Raw genomic sequence first — 15231 nt, forward strand, 5'->3', positions numbered from 1 at the left:
CCATAACAAGAGAGAGAGTCAGACATGGCGGGACAGAAGATCCGCATTCGGCTTAAGTCGTATGACCACGAGGTCATCGACACCTCGGCGCGCAAGATCGTCGACACGGTGACCCGTGCAGGCGCGACCGTCGTCGGCCCGGTGCCCCTTCCCACCGAGAAGAACGTGGTCGTCGTGATCCGTTCGCCCCACAAGTACAAGGACAGCCGCGAGCACTTCGAGATGCGCACGCACAAGCGGCTGATCGACATCATCGACCCGACCCCGAAGGCCGTCGACTCGCTCATGCGTCTCGACCTGCCGGCGGACGTCAACATCGAGATCAAGCTCTAAGGGGGAGTGCCGCTATGTCCAACAAAGACACCAAGACTTCCAAGGGCCTCCTCGGCAAGAAGCTCGGCATGACCCAGGTCTGGGACGAGAACAACAAGCTCATCCCCGTGACCGTCATCGAGATCACGCCGAACGTCGTGACCCAGGTCCGCACCCCCGAGGCCGACGGCTACAACGCCGTCCAGATCGCCTACGGCCAGATCGACCCGCGCAAGGTCAACAAGCCGTCCGCCGGTCACTTCGACAAGGCGGGCGTCACGCCGCGCCGTCACCTCACCGAGGTCCGCACCGCGGACGCCGCCGAGTACTCGGCCGGTCAGGAGCTCACCGTCGACGGCACCTTCGAGGCCGGCCAGCTGGTCGACGTCGTCGGCACCTCGAAGGGCAAGGGCTTCGCCGGTGTGATGAAGCGTCACAACTTCCAGGGCGTCTCCGCTTCGCACGGTGCGCACCGCAACCACCGCAAGCCGGGCTCCATCGGCGCCTCCTCGACCCCGAGCCGTGTCTTCAAGGGCATGCGCATGGCCGGTCGCATGGGTGGCGAGCGCGTCACCGTCCTGAACCTCAAGGTCCAGGCCGTCGACGCCGAGAAGGGCCTGCTGCTGGTCAAGGGAGCCGTCCCCGGCGCCCGTGGCCGCATCGTTTTCGTCCGCAACGCAGTGAAGGGGGCCTAATCAGATGGCTACCTCGATTGACGTCGTCGACCTCAAGGGCAAGAAGGCCGGCTCCATCGAGCTTCCCGAGGCCCTGTTCGACGTTCAGACCAACATCCCGCTGATCCACCAGGTCGTGACGGCGCAGCTCGCCGCCGCCCGCCAGGGCACGCACAAGACCAAGGGTCGCGGCGAGGTCTCCGGCGCCGGCCGCAAGCCGTTCAAGCAGAAGGGCACCGGCCGCGCTCGTCAGGGCTCGATCCGCGCTCCTCAGATGACCGGTGGTGGCATCGTCCACGGCCCGACGCCGCGCAGCTACGCGCAGCGCACCCCGAAGAAGATGATCGCCGCTGCTCTGCTCGGCGCCCTCTCGGACCGCGCCCGCGGCGCCCGCGTCCACGCCGTCCAGGCCTTCACCGCCGGTGACGCGCCCTCGACCAAGGCCGTCGTCGAGCTGCTCAGCGGCATCGCGACCTCGAAGCACGTCCTGATCGTGCTCGAGCGCGACGACGAGCTGGCCTTCAAGAGCGTCCGCAACATCCCGACCGTGCACGTTCTGACCTACGACCAGCTGAACGCCTACGACGTCCTGGTGAGCGACGACATCGTCTTCTCGCAGGCCGCCCTCGAGGGCTTCATCGCTGCCAAGTCCAACAAGGAAGAGGTGAACGCGTAATGGCCGCCGTCAACAAGGACCCGCGCGACATCATCATCGCCCCGGTCGTCTCTGAGAAGAGCTACGGCCTGATCGACGAGGGCAAGTACACGTTCATCGTCGACCCGCGCTCGAACAAGACCGAGATCAAGCTCGCCATCGAGTCGATCTTCAAGGTCGAGGTCGCGTCGATCAACACCCTGAACCGCCAGGGCAAGACCCGCCGCACCAAGTTCGGCATCGGCAAGCGCAAGGACACGAAGCGTGCCATCGTCACGCTGAAGTCCGGTTCCATCGACATCTTCACGGCCGTCGGCTGAGCGAAGGACTAGAGGAAGACAGACATGGCTATTCGTAACTACAAGCCCACGACCCCCGGTCGTCGCGGCTCCTCGGTCGCCGACTTCGCCGAGATCACCCGCTCGACGCCGGAGAAGTCCCTTCTCCGCCCGCTGTCGAAGACCGGTGGCCGCAACAACCAGGGCCGCATCACGACCCGTCACATCGGTGGTGGCCACAAGCGCCAGTATCGCGTGATCGACTTCCGTCGCAACGACAAGGACGGCGTCAACGCCAAGGTCGCCCACATCGAGTACGACCCCAACCGCACCGCGCGCATCGCGCTGCTGCACTTCGTGGACGGTACCAAGCGCTACATCCTGGCGCCGGCCGGCCTGAAGCAGGGCGACATCGTCGAGTCGGGCGCGGGCTCGGACATCAAGCCGGGCAACAACCTGCCGCTGCGCAACATCCCGACCGGTACCGTCGTGCACGCGATCGAGCTGAAGCCGGGCGGCGGTGCCAAGATGGCCCGCTCCGCCGGTGCCTCGGTGCGTCTCGTCGCGAAGGACGGCCCGTACGCCCAGCTGCGCCTCCCCTCGGGCGAGGTCCGCAACGTGGACGCCCGCTGCCGCGCCACCATCGGCGAGGTCGGCAACGCCGAGCAGTCGAACATCAACTGGGGCAAGGCCGGCCGCATGCGCTGGAAGGGCGTCCGCCCGACCGTCCGCGGTGTCGCGATGAACCCGATCGACCACCCGCACGGTGGTGGTGAGGGCAAGACCTCCGGTGGTCGCCACCCGGTCAGCCCGTGGGGTCAGAAGGAAGGCCGTACGCGCCACCCCAACAAGGAAAGCGACAAGCTCATCGTCCGCCGCCGTAACGCCGGCAAGAAGCGCAAGTAGGAGTTCGAGAAGATGCCACGCAGTCTCAAGAAGGGCCCCTTCGTCGACGAGCACCTGTTTCGCAAGGTGGTCGCCGCGAACGAGGCCAACAGCAAGAACGTGATCAAGACCTGGTCGCGCCGCTCGATGATCGTCCCGGCCATGCTGGGTCACACCATCGCGGTGCACGACGGTCGCAAGCACATCCCGGTGTTCGTCACCGAGACCATGGTCGGCCACAAGCTCGGCGAGTTCGCGCCGACCCGCACCTTCCGTGGACACGTGAAGGACGACAAGAAGGGTCGTCGCCGCTAACGCGGTGACGAGTAGGAGGAGAGAAATGGTGGAGTCGATCGCACGCGTGCGACACATCCGCGTCACCCCCATGAAGGCCCGCCGCGTCGTCGACCTGATCCGCGGCAAGCAGGCCCAGGAGGCCCTGGCCATCCTGAAGTTCGCGCCGCAGAGCGCGAGCGAGCCGGTGTACAAGCTCGTCGCCTCGGCCATCGCCAACGCGCGGGTCAAGGCCGACCAGAGCAACACCTACCTGGACGAGCAGGACCTCTACGTGAGCCGCGCCTTCGTGGACGAGGGCACCACCCTCAAGCGGTTCCAGCCGCGAGCACAGGGTCGGGCCTTCCGCATCAACAAGCGCACCAGCCACATCACGATCGTCCTCGCGACGCCGGATGAGGTCGAGGACGCCAAGGCTACGAAGAAGGCGAGCAAGTAATGGGCCAGAAAGTCAACCCGTACGGCTTCCGTCTCGGGATCACCACCGACCACGTGTCGCGCTGGTTCTCGGACAGCACGAAGCCGGGGCAGAAGTACAGCGACTACCTCGCCGAGGACGTCAAGATCCGTACCCTGCTGAAGACCTCGCTCGACCGCGCGGGCGTGTCCCGCATCGAGATCGAGCGCACCCGCGACCGCGTCCGCGTCGACATCCACACCGCCCGTCCGGGCATCGTGATCGGTCGTCGTGGCGCCGAGGCCGAGCGCATCCGCGCCGACCTCGAGAAGCTCTCGGGCAAGCAGATCCAGCTGAACATCCTCGAGGTCAAGAACCCCGAGGCCGACGCCCAGCTCGTCGCCCAGGGCATCGCCGAGCAGCTCGCCGCCCGTGTGGCCTTCCGCCGCGCGATGCGCAAGGGCCTGCAGGGCGCGCAGCGCGCCGGCGCCAAGGGTGTCCGCATCCAGGTGTCCGGCCGTCTCGGCGGCGCCGAGATGAGCCGCTCCGAGTTCTACCGCGAGGGTCGTGTGCCGCTGCACACGCTCCGCGCCAACATCGACTACGGCTTCTACGAGGCCAAGACCACCTTCGGTCGCATCGGTGTCAAGGTGTGGATCTACAAGGGCGACATCACGAACAAGGAACTCGCTCGCGAGCAGGCCAACCAGAAGCCGTCGCGCGAGCGCAACGACCGTCCGCGCCGCGGTGGCCGGGGCAACGCCCCCGAGACCCAGGCCGCGCCGGCCGCAGCAGGAGTTGAGGCATAACCATGTTGATCCCACGCAGAGTCAAGCACCGCAAGCAGCACCACCCCGGCCGTAGCGGCCAGGCGACCGGTGGCACGAAGGTCTCCTTCGGCGAGTTCGGCATCCAGGCCCTGACGCCCGCTTACGTGACCAACCGTCAGATCGAGTCCGCTCGTATCGCCATGACGCGTCACATCAAGCGTGGCGGCAAGGTGTGGATCAACATCTACCCCGACCGTCCGCTCACGAAGAAGCCGGCCGAGACCCGCATGGGTTCCGGTAAGGGTTCGCCGGAGTGGTGGGTCGCGAACGTCAAGCCGGGTCGCGTCCTCTTCGAGGTCTCGGGTGTCTCCGAGCAGCTCGCTCGTGAGGCCATGACCCGTGCAATCCACAAGCTGCCCCTCAAGGCACGCATCATCAAGCGCGAGGAGGGCGACGCGTAATGGCGATCGGTTCCAAGGAGCTTGCCTCGAGCGAGCTCGACACCTTTGAAGACGAGCGTCTCGTCGACGAGCTGAAGAAGGCCAAGGAGGAGCTGTTCAACCTGCGCTTCCAGTCGGCCACCGGTCAGCTCGAGAGCCACGGCCGCCTGCGCGCCGTGAAGCGCGACATCGCTCGTATCTACACCGTGATCCGTGAGCGCGAGCTCGGGATCCGGGCGACCCCGGCTCCGGCCGAGGCCGCGCCCAAGGCTGAGAAGAAGTCCCGCGCCAAGAAGGCGGCCCCCGCCGCCGAGGCCGAGGACACCACGAATGAGGAGGCCAAGTAATGGCTGAGACCACCAAGGCCGCGGCCGCGGAGTCGACGGCCGACGAGGCCATCGTCCGCGGGTACCGCAAGGCCCGCCGCGGCTACGTCGTCAGCGACAAGATGGACAAGACCATCGTCGTCGAGGTCGAGGACCGCGTGAAGCACCCCCTGTACGGCAAGGTCATCCGCCGCACCTCCAAGGTGAAGGCGCACGACGAGAACAACACCGCCGGCATCGGCGACCTCGTTCTCATCAACGAGACCCGCCCGCTGAGCGCCAGCAAGCGCTGGAGGCTCGTGGAGATTCTGGAGAAGGCGAAGTGATCCAGCAGGAATCCCGACTCAAGGTCGCCGACAACACCGGCGCCAAGGAGCTCCTCGCGATCCGCGTGCTCGGCGGCTCCAGCCGTCGCTACGCGGGCCTGGGCGACGTCATCGTCGCCACGGTCAAGGACGCGATCCCGGGTGGGAACGTCAAGAAGGGCGACGTCGTCAAGGCGGTCGTCGTGCGTGTTCGCAAGAACACCCGCCGCCCGGACGGCTCCTACATCAAGTTCGACGAGAACGCCGCGGTCATCCTGAAGAACGACGGTGACCCCCGCGGCACCCGCATCTTCGGACCGGTCGGCCGCGAGCTCCGCGACAAGAAGTTCATGAAGATCATCTCGCTCGCACCGGAGGTGCTGTAACCCATGGCGAACATCAAGAAGGGCGACCTGGTCCAGGTCATCTCGGGCCGCTCGCAGGCCCGCGGTGGTGACCGTGGCAAGCAGGGCAAGGTCATCGAGGTTCTCGTCGAGCAGAACCGCGTGATCGTCGAGGGCGTCAACTTCGTGACCAAGCACGTTCGCGTCGGACAGACGCAGCGCGGCACGAAGACCGGCGGCATCGAGACCCACGAGGCCCCGATCCACGTCTCCAACGTGGCCCTGGTCGACCCCGAGACCAAGAAGCCGACCCGCGTCGGCTTCCGCGAAGAGAGCGTCACGAAGGACGGCGTCACCAAGACGGTCCGCGTTCGTTACGCCAAGAAGTCTGGTAAGGACCTGTAATGACCGACACTGCAGTGGAGACTGGCAAAATCCAGCCCCGCCTCAAGCAGAAGTACAAGAACGAGATCTCCAAGCAGCTCCAGGGCGACTTCGGTTTCACGAACGTGCACCAGGTGCCCGGTCTCGTGAAGATCGTCGTCAACATGGGTGTCGGCGAGGCGGCTCGTGACGGCAAGGTGATCGACGGTGCGGTCAACGACCTCACCCTGATCACCGGCCAGAAGCCGCAGGTCACGAAGGCCCGCAAGTCCATCGCGCAGTTCAAGCTGCGCGAGGGCCAGCCGATCGGTGCGCACGTCACGCTGCGCGGCGACCGGATGTGGGAGTTCCTCGACCGTCTGCTCACGCTCGCTCTGCCCCGTATCCGCGACTTCCGCGGTCTCTCGGACAAGCAGTTCGACGGCAACGGCAACTACACGTTCGGTCTCACGGAGCAGTCGATGTTCCACGAGATCAACCAGGACCGCATCGACCGCGTCCGCGGCATGGACATCACTGTGGTGACCACCGCGAAGAACGACGACGAGGGCCGCGCGCTGCTCAAGCAGCTCGGCTTCCCGTTCCGTTCCTCCGACGCGGCCAACTAAGGCCCACCCGCGGGCCGGCCGACCCGGCCGGCCCGCTTCCACCACAGGTCGTCAGTCGTGTAACGGCTGAACGAAACCTGGTGATCCGTAAGGAAAAACCGAAATGACCATGACAGATCCGGTCGCAGACATGCTGACCAGACTGCGCAACGCGAACTCGGCTCACCACGACACCGTGTCGATGCCGCACTCGAAGCTCAAGGCGCACATCGCCGAGATCCTCACCACCGAGGGCTACATCTCCGGCTGGGAGGTCACCGACGCCCGCGTCGGCAAGACCCTGACGCTGCAGCTCAAGTTCGGTCCGAACCGCGAGCGTTCCATCGCCGGTATCAAGCGCGTGTCGAAGCCCGGCCTTCGCGTCTACGCGAAGTCCACGGAGCTCCCCAAGGTGCTCGGCGGGCTCGGCGTCGCCATCCTGTCCACCTCCTCCGGTCTGCTCACGGACCGTCAGGCTGAGAAGAAGGGCGTGGGTGGGGAAGTCCTCGCCTACGTGTGGTAATCCGCCATGTCGCGTATTGGAAGACTGCCCATCGACGTCCCGGCAGGGGTCGATGTGAAGATCGACGGCCAGGCCGTCACCGTCAAGGGCCCGAAGGGTGAGCTCAGCCTCACCGTCGCCAGCCCGATCGAGGTCAAGCTGGAGGAGAACCAGGTCCTGGTGACCCGTCCGGACGACGAGCGCGAGTCGCGTTCGCTGCACGGCCTGACCCGCACCCTCATCAACAACCAGATCATCGGCGTCACCCAGGGCTACTCCAAGGGCCTGGAGATCGTCGGCACCGGTTACCGCGTGGTCCAGAAGGGCGCGGCCGTCGAGTTCGCGCTCGGCTTCTCGCACCCGGTGACCGTCGAGCCGCCGGCCGGGATCACCTTCACGGTCGAGGGCAACAACCGCCTGACCGTGGCCGGAATCGACAAGCAGGCCGTCGGTGAGGTCGCCGCGAACATCCGCAAGATCCGCAAGCCCGAGCCGTACAAGGGCAAGGGTGTGCGCTACGCCGGCGAGGTCGTTCGTCGCAAGGCCGGAAAGGCTGGTAAGTAATCATGGCTCTGGGTACCAGAGGAAAGAGCAAGGCGGCCGCCCGCGACCGCCGTCACACCCGCCTTCGCAAGAAGATCGAGGGCACCGCGGTCCGTCCGCGCCTGGTCGTCACCCGTTCGGCCCGCCACGTCTTCGTGCAGGTCGTCGACGACGCGAAGGGCCACACGCTGGCCTCCGCGTCCACCATGGAGGCGGACCTCCGCGGCTTCGACGGTGACAAGACCGCCAAGGCCCGCAAGGTCGGCGAACTCGTGGCCGAGCGCGCGAAGAGCGCCGGTGTCGAGGCCGTCGTGTTCGACCGTGGAGGCAGCAAGTATGCCGGCCGCGTCGCCGCTGTCGCCGAGGGCGCTCGTGAGGGCGGACTGAACCTGTGAGCGACGAGAACAACAAGGAGCAGACCGTGACCGATCAGGTAACGGACAGCGCGCAGCCGGTCGAGACCGCTGCGTCCACCGACAACAACACGACGGGCCGCGGTGAGCGCGAGCCCCGCCGTGGCGGTCGCGACCGCAACCAGGGCCGCGGCGACCGCGGTGGCCGTGACGCCGACAAGAGCCAGTTCCTGGAGCGCGTCGTCACCATCAACCGCGTCTCCAAGGTCGTGAAGGGTGGTCGTCGCTTCAGCTTCACCGCTCTCGTGGTCGTCGGCGACGGCAACGGTCTGGTGGGCGTCGGCTACGGCAAGGCCCGTGAGGTGCCGCTGGCGATCTCGAAGGGCGTCGAGGAGGCGAAGAAGAACTTCTTCCGCGTCCCGCGCGTCGGCAACACCATCCCGCACCCGGTGCAGGGTGAGGCCGCCGCCGGCGTCGTCCTCCTGCGTCCGGCCGCCGCCGGTACCGGTGTTATCGCCGGTGGCCCGGTGCGCGCCGTGCTCGAGTGCGCCGGCATCCACGACGTCCTGAGCAAGTCGCTCGGCTCGTCCAACACGATCAACATCGTGCACGCGACCGTCGAGGCGCTGCAGCAGCTCGAGGAGCCCCGTGCCGTCGCTGCCCGCCGTGGTCTCGACTACGACCAGGTGGCCCCGGCTCGCCTGCTGCGTGCCGAGGCTGAGGCGGCCGAGGCCGCCGCGACCGCGAAGGCAGGTGCCTGATGGCTGCGCGTCTGAAGATCACGCAGATCAAGTCGAAAGTGAGCGAGAAGCAGTACCAGCGCGACACGCTGCGCAGTCTGGGACTGAAGCGCATCGGTGACGTCGTCGTCCGCGAGGACAACCCGCAGAACCGCGGGTACGTCAACACCGTCGCTCACCTGGTGAAGGTTGAGGAGATCGACTAATGGCTGACGAGAAGGCCACCACTGAGGCCGCCGACTCGGCGGTCGAGAAGAAGGCTCCGGCGAAGAAGGCTCCGGCCAAGAAGGCGCCGGCTGCGGCCGCTGCCGAGAAGCCGGCCGCCGAGAAGAAGGCGCCCGCGAAGAAGGCTCCGGCCAAGGCTGCTGCTGACAAGGCCGCCGCCGACAAGGCGGACGACACCGTAGCGGAGAAGCCGGCCAAGAAGCCGGCCGCCAAGAAGGACGTCGCGGAGCCCCGCGAGCAGGTCCTGAAGGTGCACCACCTCCGTCCGGCCGCCGGCGCCAAGAAGGACCGGACCCGCGTCGGACGCGGTGAGGGCTCCAAGGGTAAGACGGCCGGCCGCGGTACCAAGGGAACCAAGGCGCGCTACCAGGTGCGTCCCGGCTTCCAGGGCGGCCAGCTTCCGCTGCACATGCGTGCGCCGAAGCTGCGCGGCTTCAAGAACCCGTTCCGCGTCGAGTACCAGGTCGTGAACCTGGAGAAGCTCGCCGAGCTGTACCCGGCCGGCGGTGACGTCACCGTCGCCGACCTGGTCGCCAAGGGTGCCGTTCGCAAGAACGAAAAGGTCAAGGTTCTCGGCAACGGGGACATTGCGGTTAAGCTGAACGTTGCGGTCGACAAGGTCTCCGGCTCTGCCGAGCAGAAGATCGTCGCCGCTGGTGGTTCCGTCAAGTAGCCATCCGTACAGCAGTCGAGTCGGGTGGCCGGGAGACCGGCCACCCGACTGACTCTTAGGAAAGCAGGACGCAGGATTGTTTAGCGCCGTCGCGCGGATCTTCCGCACCCCGGATCTTCGCAAGAAGATCCTCTTCACCCTGGCGATCATCGCCCTCTTCCGGCTGGGTTCCTTCATCCCTGCGCCGTTCGTCGACTTCGGCAACGTCCAGACCTGTCTGAACGCCAACCAGGACACCTCGGGCCTCTACTCGCTGGTGAACCTGTTCTCCGGCGGCGCCCTGCTCAAACTCTCGATCTTCGCGCTCGGCATCATGCCGTACATCACCGCGTCGATCATCGTGCAGCTGCTGCGCGTGGTCATCCCGCGCTTCGAGACCCTCTACAAGGAGGGTCAGGCCGGCCAGGCCAAGCTGACGCAGTACACGCGTTACCTCACCATCGCGCTGGGCGTGCTCCAGTCGACGACCCTCATCACCGTCGCCCGCAGCGGCGCGCTGTTCGGCACCACCGCCGTCTCGCAGTGCACGCAGCTGATCACGGACGACTCCTGGTACGCGATCATGCTCATGGTCATCACCATGACCGCCGGCACCGGCCTCATCATGTGGATGGGCGAGCTCGTCACCGAGCGCGGCATCGGCAACGGCATGTCGCTCCTCATCTTCACCTCCATCGCGGCGCAGTTCCCGTCGTCGCTGTGGGCGGTCGGCCAGTCGCAGGGCATCGAGATCCTGCTGGTCGTGATCGCCATCGGCCTGCTCATCGTGATGGGCGTCGTCTTCGTCGAGCAGTCGCAGCGGCGCATCCCGGTGCAGTATGCGAAGCGCATGGTCGGGCGACGCACGTACGGCGGCAACAACACGTACATCCCGATCAAGGTGAACATGGCCGGCGTCGTGCCCGTCATCTTCGCCTCGTCGCTGCTGTACCTGCCCGCCCTGATCGCGCAGTTCAACCAGCCGGCCGCGGGCAAGGCCCCGGCGCCGTGGGTCACCTGGATCACGAACTACCTGACCAAGGGCGACCACCCGCTGTACATGCTGCTCTACTTCCTCCTGATCGTCGGGTTCACGTACTTCTACGTCGCGATCACCTTCAACCCGGAGGAGGTCGCGGACAACATGAAGAAGTACGGCGGCTTCATCCCCGGTATCCGCGCGGGCCGCCCGACGGCCGAGTACCTCGACTACGTGCTCACCCGCGTGACGCTGCCCGGCTCGTTCTATCTCGGCATCATCGCGCTGATCCCGTTGGTCGCCTTCGCGTTGATCGGCGCAAGCCAGAACTTCATGTTCGGCGGCACGTCCATCCTGATCATCGTCGGTGTCGGACTGGAGACGGTCAAGCAGATCGACTCCCAGCTCCAGCAGCGGCACTACGAAGGGCTTCTGCGTTGACCCGAATGCTGATCGTCGGTCCCCCCGGAGCGGGAAAGGGCACCCAGGCCTCCCGCATCACCACCACCTACGGGATCCCCGACATCTCCACGGGCGACATCTTCCGGGCCAACATCAAGAACGAGACCGAGCTCGGCAAGCAGGTCAAGGCGATCGTGGACGCGGGCGACTACGTCCCCGACAGCCTCACCAACCAGCTCGTGGCGGACCGCCTGGGCGAGGAGGACGCTGCGGGCGGGTTCCTCCTCGACGGCTACCCGCGCACCCTGGCGCAGGTCGACTACCTCGACGAGCTGCTGGCGGGCAAGGGCCAGAAGCTCGACGCGGTGATCCAGCTGACCGCCGACCAGGAGGAGATCGTCCAGCGCCTCACCAAGCGCGCCCAGGAGCAGGGCCGCGCGGACGACTCCGAGGACGCGATCCGTCACCGCCAGGAGGTCTACCTCCGCGAGACGTCGCCGCTCGTCGACGTGTACCGCGAGCGCGGGCTGCTCGTCCCGGTCGACGGGCTCGGCGGCATCGACGAGGTCGCCGAGCGCATCGCGGCGGCCCTGGCCGAGCGCGGCATCCACCCGGTCGCCGGCGCCTCCGCCGGCGAGACCGTGGCCTGACGGCCAGCGCCTCTCGATGATCCTCCGCCGCTCGATCTACAAGACGCCTGCCCAGCTGCGCGACATGGTCGCGCCGGGGCTGGCGACCGCCGCCTCCCTCGACGCCGTGGCCGCTGCCGTCGCGCCGGGCATCTCGACGCTGGAACTCGACTCCCTCGCCGAGCAGGCGATCGTCGCCGCGGGCGGCGCGTCGAACTTCCAGCTGGAGCCCGGCTACCACCACACCATCTGCGCCTCAGTGAACGACGAGGTCGTGCACGGGATCCCCGGCTCGCGCATCCTGCAGCCGGGCGACATCCTCTCGGTCGACAGCGGCGCCATCCTCGGCGGCTGGAACGGGGATGCTGCGCGCACGTTCGTGCTGCCGGACCCGGCGAACCCCGAGCGGGTCGAGGAGCGCCGTCGCCTCTCCGACGTGACCGAGCAGTCGCTGTGGCGCGGGATCGCGACGCTGGCGTCGGCCCGCCACCTCAACGAGGTGGGGGAGGCGATCGAGGACCACATCCTCGCCCAGGGCGACTACGGCATCCTCACCGACTACATCGGTCACGGCATCGGCCGGAGGATGCACGAGGAGCCGCCGGTGTTCAACTACCGCGTGCGCGCGAAGGGCCCGGAGGTGCGTCCGGGTCTGGTCGTGGCCATCGAGCCGATGGTGGTGCTCGGCGACCAGGAGACCTACGTGAAGGACGACGGCTGGACCGTCGCCACGGAGGACGGCTCGGCCGCGGCGCACTGGGAGCACAGCGTCGCCGTGCACGAGGGCGGGATCTGGGTGCTCACCGCCGCCGACGGAGGGGCCGCCGGCCTCGCCGCGTTCGGCGTGACGCCTGTGCCGATCGCGTGACCGGCCTCGTCGCGGGAGACCGTTCGCTCAGAGCGGGCGCAGATGATACACGCGGATTGGCGCAAACGCGCCCTTTCGCATAAGATAGATCCTTGGTGTCTTAGGCACGTTTTCCACGTGCCTTCCGCCGATCAACGCACGACCAGCAAACCACGACTTTTAGCGACAGTGAGGCTATGGCCAAAAAAGACGGTGTCATCGAGATCGAAGGATCCGTGATCGAGGCTCTCCCCAACGCGATGTTCCGCGTCGAGCTGACCAACGGTCACAAGGTTCTTGCCCACATCTCAGGCAAGATGCGTCAGCACTACATCCGCATCCTCCCGGAGGACCGCGTGATCGTCGAGCTGAGCCCCTACGATCTGACCCGCGGCCGGATCGTCTACCGCTACAAGTAAAGGTCTGCTGTAAGTAACGGCCACGCCACCGGGTAGCCCCTGGCGAGGTACGAGGACAGCGAACGAAGGTAAGAATCACAATGAAGGTCAACCCCTCGGTCAAGAGGATCTGCGACAAGTGCAAGGTCATCCGTCGCAACGGCCGCGTCATGGTCATCTGCGAGAACCCGCGCCACAAGCAGCGCCAGGGCTGAACGCAGCGTCATAACCGAATAGAGAACAGGCGATCCCAGATCCCGCGCCGGCCAGGCCTGCGCGGGGGACACCCTCGGAGGAGGCCGGGGCACCGGGACCGCTGCAGACCTCCACTCATCATAGGAGAAGCCAACACATGGCACGTCTAGCAGGCGTCGACATCCCGCGCGAGAAGCGCGTGGAGGTCGCACTCACCTACATCTACGGAGTCGGTCGCACCCGCGCCCTCCAGACTCTGCGCGAGACCGAGATCTCGGGCGACATCCGCGTCAAGGACCTTACCGACGACCAGCTCGTCGCTCTCCGCGACTACATCGAGGGCAACTTCAAGGTGGAGGGTGACCTCCGTCGCGAGGTCGCCGCCGACATCCGCCGCAAGGTCGAGATCGGCAGCTACGAGGGTATCCGCCACCGCAAGGGCCTCCCGGTCCGCGGCCAGCGCACCAAGACGAACGCGCGCACCCGTAAGGGACCGAAGCGCACGGTCGCCGGTAAGAAGAAGGCTCGCTAGGCCGACAACCAGGATTGCAGGAGTAGATAAATGGCAGCACCCAAGTCGGCCGCTCGTAAGCCGCGCAAGAAGGAAAAGAAGAACATCGCTGTGGGCCAGGCCCACATCAAGAGCACGTTCAACAACACGATCGTCTCGATCACCGACACCACCGGTGCGGTCATCAGCTGGGCCTCGTCCGGCGGCGTCGGGTTCAAGGGCTCCCGCAAGTCGACCCCGTTCGCGGCGCAGCTCGCGGCCGAGTCGGCTGCGCGTCAGGCGCAGGAGCACGGCATGAAGAAGGTCGACGTCTTCGTCAAGGGCCCGGGCTCGGGTCGCGAGACCGCGATCCGTTCGCTCCAGGCCGCCGGCCTCGAGGTGGGCTCGATCAACGACGTCACCCCGCAGGCGCACAACGGCTGCCGCCCGCCGAAGCGTCGCCGCGTCTAAGTTCTCTTCACGTCCGCCGCAGGCGGCGGTCCCCACGGGCCGCCGCCTGACGGCGTGACACCCCCACCTCAGTAGAAGCAAGTGTCATATAGCGGACACTTAGCCGGAAGGAATCAACAGTGCTCATTGCACAGCGTCCTACGCTCACCGAAGAGAACATCTCCGAGTTCCGCTCGCGGTTCGTCATCGAGCCGCTGGAGCCGGGCTTCGGTTACACCCTCGGCAACTCCCTGCGTCGCACCCTCCTCTCCTCCATCCCGGGCGCTGCGGTCACCAGCATCCGCATCGACGGCGTGCTGCACGAGTTCAGCACCGTTCCGGGTGTGAAGGAGGATGTCACCGAGATCATCCTGAACATCAAGGGTCTCGTGGTCTCGAGCGAGCACGACGAGCCGATCACCGCGTACCTCCGCAAGACCGGCGCCGGTCAGGTCACCGCCGCCGACATCTCGGCCCCGGCCGGTGTGGAGATCCACAACCCCGAGCTGGTCATCGCGACCCTCAACGACAAGGCGAAGTTCGAGGTCGAGCTGACCATCGAGCGCGGCCGCGGCTACGTCTCGGCCCAGCAGAACCGCAACGAGTACAGCGAGGCGGGCCAGATCCCGATCGACTCGATCTACTCGCCGGTCCTCAAGGTCACCTACCGCGTCGAGGCCACCCGTGCCGGCGAGCGCACCGACTTCGACCGTCTCGTGGTCGACGTCGAGACCAAGCCCGCCATCAGCCCGCGCGACGCGATCGCTTCGGCCGGCCGCACCCTGGTCGAGCTGTTCGGTCTGGCCCGCGAGCTCAACAGCGCGGCCGAGGGCATCGAGATCGGCCCGGCGCCGGTCGACGCCGTCCTCAGCTCCGAGCTGTCGATGCCGATCGAGGACCTGGACCTGTCGGTCCGCTCCTACAACTGCCTCAAGCGCGAGGGCATCAACACCGTGAGCGAGCTCGTCTCGCTGTCGGAGACGCAGCTCATGAACATCCGCAACTTCGGTCAGAAGTCGGTGGATGAGGTCAAGGACAAGCTGACGGAGATGGGCCTGTCGCTGAAGGACTCGGTCCCCGGGTTCGACGGCGCCCACTTCTACAGCGGCTACGACGAGGACGAGTCCACCACCATCTGAGGCACGTCCCCCGACTAAGCCATCAGACCTTTTCAA

28 protein-coding genes are annotated in these 15231 nt (G+C 66.5%); all 28 read left to right on the top strand.

The features are described from left to right. Window positions 1-24 precede the first annotated feature (24 nt). Window positions 25-333 carry a 30S ribosomal protein S10 gene (rpsJ, locus tag P5G59_RS09435; RefSeq protein WP_018191969.1) on the top strand — a complete coding sequence of 103 codons (309 nt, stop codon included), beginning with the start codon at window positions 25-27 and terminating at the stop codon, window positions 331-333. 14 nt (window positions 334-347) lie between these two features. Next, window positions 348-1007 (top strand): 50S ribosomal protein L3, encoded by a 660-nt coding sequence (rplC, locus tag P5G59_RS09440; RefSeq protein WP_175337708.1) that lies wholly within the window; start codon window positions 348-350, stop codon window positions 1005-1007. Window positions 1008-1011: 4 nt separating this feature from the next. Then, a complete protein-coding gene (rplD, locus tag P5G59_RS09445) occupies window positions 1012-1662 on the top strand; it encodes a 50S ribosomal protein L4 (protein ID WP_301218324.1) in 651 nt (216 codons plus the stop codon). Beyond that, window positions 1662-1961: a 50S ribosomal protein L23 gene (gene rplW, locus P5G59_RS09450; protein WP_175337710.1), complete on the top strand. Its 300-nt coding sequence runs from the start codon at window positions 1662-1664 to the stop codon at window positions 1959-1961. The genes rplD and rplW overlap by 1 nt, the downstream gene beginning before the upstream one ends. A gap of 24 nt (window positions 1962-1985) precedes the next feature. Further along, window positions 1986-2825: a 50S ribosomal protein L2 gene (gene rplB, locus P5G59_RS09455; protein ID WP_175337711.1), complete on the top strand. Its 840-nt coding sequence runs from the start codon at window positions 1986-1988 to the stop codon at window positions 2823-2825. Window positions 2826-2837: 12 nt separating this feature from the next. Beyond that, window positions 2838-3119 carry a 30S ribosomal protein S19 gene (gene rpsS / locus P5G59_RS09460; protein ID WP_018191964.1) on the top strand — a complete coding sequence of 94 codons (282 nt, stop codon included), beginning with the start codon at window positions 2838-2840 and terminating at the stop codon, window positions 3117-3119. Between the two features lie 25 nt (window positions 3120-3144). Then, the gene (rplV, locus tag P5G59_RS09465; RefSeq protein WP_175337712.1) at window positions 3145-3537 is read left to right on the top strand and encodes a 50S ribosomal protein L22; all 393 of its coding nucleotides are present in this window, start codon (window positions 3145-3147) and stop codon (window positions 3535-3537) included. After that, entirely contained in the window at window positions 3537-4304 is a 768-nt protein-coding gene (gene rpsC / locus P5G59_RS09470) for a 30S ribosomal protein S3 (RefSeq protein WP_301218328.1), read from the top strand. Before rplV ends, rpsC begins: the two co-directional genes overlap by 1 nt. A 2-nt stretch (window positions 4305-4306) precedes the next feature. Beyond that, a complete protein-coding gene (rplP, locus tag P5G59_RS09475) occupies window positions 4307-4726 on the top strand; it encodes a 50S ribosomal protein L16 (RefSeq protein ID WP_018191961.1) in 420 nt (139 codons plus the stop codon). Beyond that, window positions 4726-5052: a 50S ribosomal protein L29 gene (gene rpmC, locus P5G59_RS09480; RefSeq protein ID WP_064109778.1), complete on the top strand. Its 327-nt coding sequence runs from the start codon at window positions 4726-4728 to the stop codon at window positions 5050-5052. Before rplP ends, rpmC begins: the two co-directional genes overlap by 1 nt. Continuing rightward, on the top strand, window positions 5052-5357 hold the full coding sequence (rpsQ, locus tag P5G59_RS09485) for a 30S ribosomal protein S17 (RefSeq protein WP_064109777.1): 306 nt from the start codon (window positions 5052-5054) through the stop codon (window positions 5355-5357). Before rpmC ends, rpsQ begins: the two co-directional genes overlap by 1 nt. Beyond that, window positions 5354-5722 carry a 50S ribosomal protein L14 gene (gene rplN / locus P5G59_RS09490; RefSeq protein WP_018191958.1) on the top strand — a complete coding sequence of 123 codons (369 nt, stop codon included), beginning with the start codon at window positions 5354-5356 and terminating at the stop codon, window positions 5720-5722. The genes rpsQ and rplN overlap by 4 nt, the downstream gene beginning before the upstream one ends. 3 nt (window positions 5723-5725) lie before the next feature. After that, complete coding sequence (gene rplX / locus P5G59_RS09495) at window positions 5726-6085, top strand: 50S ribosomal protein L24 (protein ID WP_115697813.1); 360 nt, start codon at window positions 5726-5728, stop codon at window positions 6083-6085. Next, complete coding sequence (gene rplE / locus P5G59_RS09500; protein ID WP_301218332.1) at window positions 6085-6672, top strand: 50S ribosomal protein L5; 588 nt, start codon at window positions 6085-6087, stop codon at window positions 6670-6672. Before rplX ends, rplE begins: the two co-directional genes overlap by 1 nt. Window positions 6673-6775: 103 nt before the next feature. After that, window positions 6776-7174 (top strand): 30S ribosomal protein S8, encoded by a 399-nt coding sequence (rpsH, locus tag P5G59_RS09505; protein WP_175337716.1) that lies wholly within the window; start codon window positions 6776-6778, stop codon window positions 7172-7174. 6 nt (window positions 7175-7180) lie between these two features. Continuing rightward, entirely contained in the window at window positions 7181-7717 is a 537-nt protein-coding gene (gene rplF, locus P5G59_RS09510) for a 50S ribosomal protein L6 (RefSeq protein WP_301218334.1), read from the top strand. A 2-nt stretch (window positions 7718-7719) separates the two neighbouring features. Beyond that, a complete protein-coding gene (gene rplR, locus P5G59_RS09515) occupies window positions 7720-8091 on the top strand; it encodes a 50S ribosomal protein L18 (protein WP_175337718.1) in 372 nt (123 codons plus the stop codon). Then, complete coding sequence (gene rpsE / locus P5G59_RS09520) at window positions 8088-8810, top strand: 30S ribosomal protein S5 (RefSeq protein ID WP_301218336.1); 723 nt, start codon at window positions 8088-8090, stop codon at window positions 8808-8810. Before rplR ends, rpsE begins: the two co-directional genes overlap by 4 nt. Continuing rightward, the gene (gene rpmD, locus P5G59_RS09525) at window positions 8810-8995 is read left to right on the top strand and encodes a 50S ribosomal protein L30 (RefSeq protein WP_018191951.1); all 186 of its coding nucleotides are present in this window, start codon (window positions 8810-8812) and stop codon (window positions 8993-8995) included. Before rpsE ends, rpmD begins: the two co-directional genes overlap by 1 nt. Then, on the top strand, window positions 8995-9687 hold the full coding sequence (gene rplO, locus P5G59_RS09530; RefSeq protein ID WP_301218338.1) for a 50S ribosomal protein L15: 693 nt from the start codon (window positions 8995-8997) through the stop codon (window positions 9685-9687). The genes rpmD and rplO overlap by 1 nt, the downstream gene beginning before the upstream one ends. A 76-nt stretch (window positions 9688-9763) precedes the next feature. Then, a complete protein-coding gene (gene secY, locus P5G59_RS09535; protein WP_064109768.1) occupies window positions 9764-11086 on the top strand; it encodes a preprotein translocase subunit SecY in 1323 nt (440 codons plus the stop codon). Continuing rightward, window positions 11083-11697: an adenylate kinase gene (locus tag P5G59_RS09540; RefSeq protein ID WP_301218341.1), complete on the top strand. Its 615-nt coding sequence runs from the start codon at window positions 11083-11085 to the stop codon at window positions 11695-11697. Before secY ends, P5G59_RS09540 begins: the two co-directional genes overlap by 4 nt. Before the next feature lie 16 nt (window positions 11698-11713). Beyond that, entirely contained in the window at window positions 11714-12544 is an 831-nt protein-coding gene (map, locus tag P5G59_RS09545; RefSeq protein ID WP_301218343.1) for a type I methionyl aminopeptidase, read from the top strand. Between the two features lie 176 nt (window positions 12545-12720). Beyond that, entirely contained in the window at window positions 12721-12942 is a 222-nt protein-coding gene (gene infA / locus P5G59_RS09550) for a translation initiation factor IF-1 (protein ID WP_011186713.1), read from the top strand. An 80-nt stretch (window positions 12943-13022) separates the two neighbouring features. Further along, the gene (gene rpmJ / locus P5G59_RS09555) at window positions 13023-13136 is read left to right on the top strand and encodes a 50S ribosomal protein L36 (protein WP_018191946.1); all 114 of its coding nucleotides are present in this window, start codon (window positions 13023-13025) and stop codon (window positions 13134-13136) included. Between the two features lie 137 nt (window positions 13137-13273). Beyond that, window positions 13274-13648 carry a 30S ribosomal protein S13 gene (gene rpsM, locus P5G59_RS09560; RefSeq protein WP_055914002.1) on the top strand — a complete coding sequence of 125 codons (375 nt, stop codon included), beginning with the start codon at window positions 13274-13276 and terminating at the stop codon, window positions 13646-13648. Window positions 13649-13678: 30 nt separating this feature from the next. Then, window positions 13679-14077: a 30S ribosomal protein S11 gene (gene rpsK / locus P5G59_RS09565; RefSeq protein ID WP_018191944.1), complete on the top strand. Its 399-nt coding sequence runs from the start codon at window positions 13679-13681 to the stop codon at window positions 14075-14077. A gap of 119 nt (window positions 14078-14196) precedes the next feature. Next, window positions 14197-15195, top strand: a complete 999-nt coding sequence (locus P5G59_RS09570; protein ID WP_018191943.1) for a DNA-directed RNA polymerase subunit alpha — start codon at window positions 14197-14199, stop codon at window positions 15193-15195. The last annotated feature ends 36 nt before the right edge of the window (window positions 15196-15231 follow it).

Source organism: Leifsonia virtsii (assembly GCF_030433675.1).
GTDB lineage: Bacteria > Actinomycetota > Actinomycetes > Actinomycetales > Microbacteriaceae > Leifsonia > Leifsonia virtsii.

Excerpts from the sequence above, each read along its gene's own strand:
- rplF (WP_301218334.1), top strand. The coding sequence starts at position 7,181 with ATGTCGCGTATTGGAAGACTGCCCATCGACGTCCCGGCAGGGGTCGAT.
- rpsC (WP_301218328.1), top strand. The coding sequence starts at position 3,537 with ATGGGCCAGAAAGTCAACCCGTACGGCTTCCGTCTCGGGATCACCACC.
- rplV (WP_175337712.1), top strand. The coding sequence starts at position 3,145 with ATGGTGGAGTCGATCGCACGCGTGCGACACATCCGCGTCACCCCCATG.
- rpsQ (WP_064109777.1), top strand. The coding sequence starts at position 5,052 with ATGGCTGAGACCACCAAGGCCGCGGCCGCGGAGTCGACGGCCGACGAG.
- rpmJ (WP_018191946.1), top strand. The coding sequence starts at position 13,023 with ATGAAGGTCAACCCCTCGGTCAAGAGGATCTGCGACAAGTGCAAGGTC.
- rpsH (WP_175337716.1), top strand. The coding sequence starts at position 6,776 with ATGACCATGACAGATCCGGTCGCAGACATGCTGACCAGACTGCGCAAC.
- rplR (WP_175337718.1), top strand. The coding sequence starts at position 7,720 with ATGGCTCTGGGTACCAGAGGAAAGAGCAAGGCGGCCGCCCGCGACCGC.
- rplW (WP_175337710.1), top strand. The coding sequence starts at position 1,662 with ATGGCCGCCGTCAACAAGGACCCGCGCGACATCATCATCGCCCCGGTC.
- rplC (WP_175337708.1), top strand. The coding sequence starts at position 348 with ATGTCCAACAAAGACACCAAGACTTCCAAGGGCCTCCTCGGCAAGAAG.
- rplO (WP_301218338.1), top strand. The coding sequence starts at position 8,995 with ATGGCTGACGAGAAGGCCACCACTGAGGCCGCCGACTCGGCGGTCGAG.
- rplB (WP_175337711.1), top strand. The coding sequence starts at position 1,986 with ATGGCTATTCGTAACTACAAGCCCACGACCCCCGGTCGTCGCGGCTCC.
- rpsM (WP_055914002.1), top strand. The coding sequence starts at position 13,274 with ATGGCACGTCTAGCAGGCGTCGACATCCCGCGCGAGAAGCGCGTGGAG.
- infA (WP_011186713.1), top strand. The coding sequence starts at position 12,721 with ATGGCCAAAAAAGACGGTGTCATCGAGATCGAAGGATCCGTGATCGAG.
- rpsJ (WP_018191969.1), top strand. The coding sequence starts at position 25 with ATGGCGGGACAGAAGATCCGCATTCGGCTTAAGTCGTATGACCACGAG.
- rplP (WP_018191961.1), top strand. The coding sequence starts at position 4,307 with ATGTTGATCCCACGCAGAGTCAAGCACCGCAAGCAGCACCACCCCGGC.
- rpmD (WP_018191951.1), top strand. The coding sequence starts at position 8,810 with ATGGCTGCGCGTCTGAAGATCACGCAGATCAAGTCGAAAGTGAGCGAG.
- rplE (WP_301218332.1), top strand. The coding sequence starts at position 6,085 with ATGACCGACACTGCAGTGGAGACTGGCAAAATCCAGCCCCGCCTCAAG.
- rplX (WP_115697813.1), top strand. The coding sequence starts at position 5,726 with ATGGCGAACATCAAGAAGGGCGACCTGGTCCAGGTCATCTCGGGCCGC.
- rplD (WP_301218324.1), top strand. The coding sequence starts at position 1,012 with ATGGCTACCTCGATTGACGTCGTCGACCTCAAGGGCAAGAAGGCCGGC.
- map (WP_301218343.1), top strand. The coding sequence starts at position 11,714 with ATGATCCTCCGCCGCTCGATCTACAAGACGCCTGCCCAGCTGCGCGAC.
- rpsS (WP_018191964.1), top strand. The coding sequence starts at position 2,838 with ATGCCACGCAGTCTCAAGAAGGGCCCCTTCGTCGACGAGCACCTGTTT.
- rpsK (WP_018191944.1), top strand. The coding sequence starts at position 13,679 with ATGGCAGCACCCAAGTCGGCCGCTCGTAAGCCGCGCAAGAAGGAAAAG.
- rpmC (WP_064109778.1), top strand. The coding sequence starts at position 4,726 with ATGGCGATCGGTTCCAAGGAGCTTGCCTCGAGCGAGCTCGACACCTTT.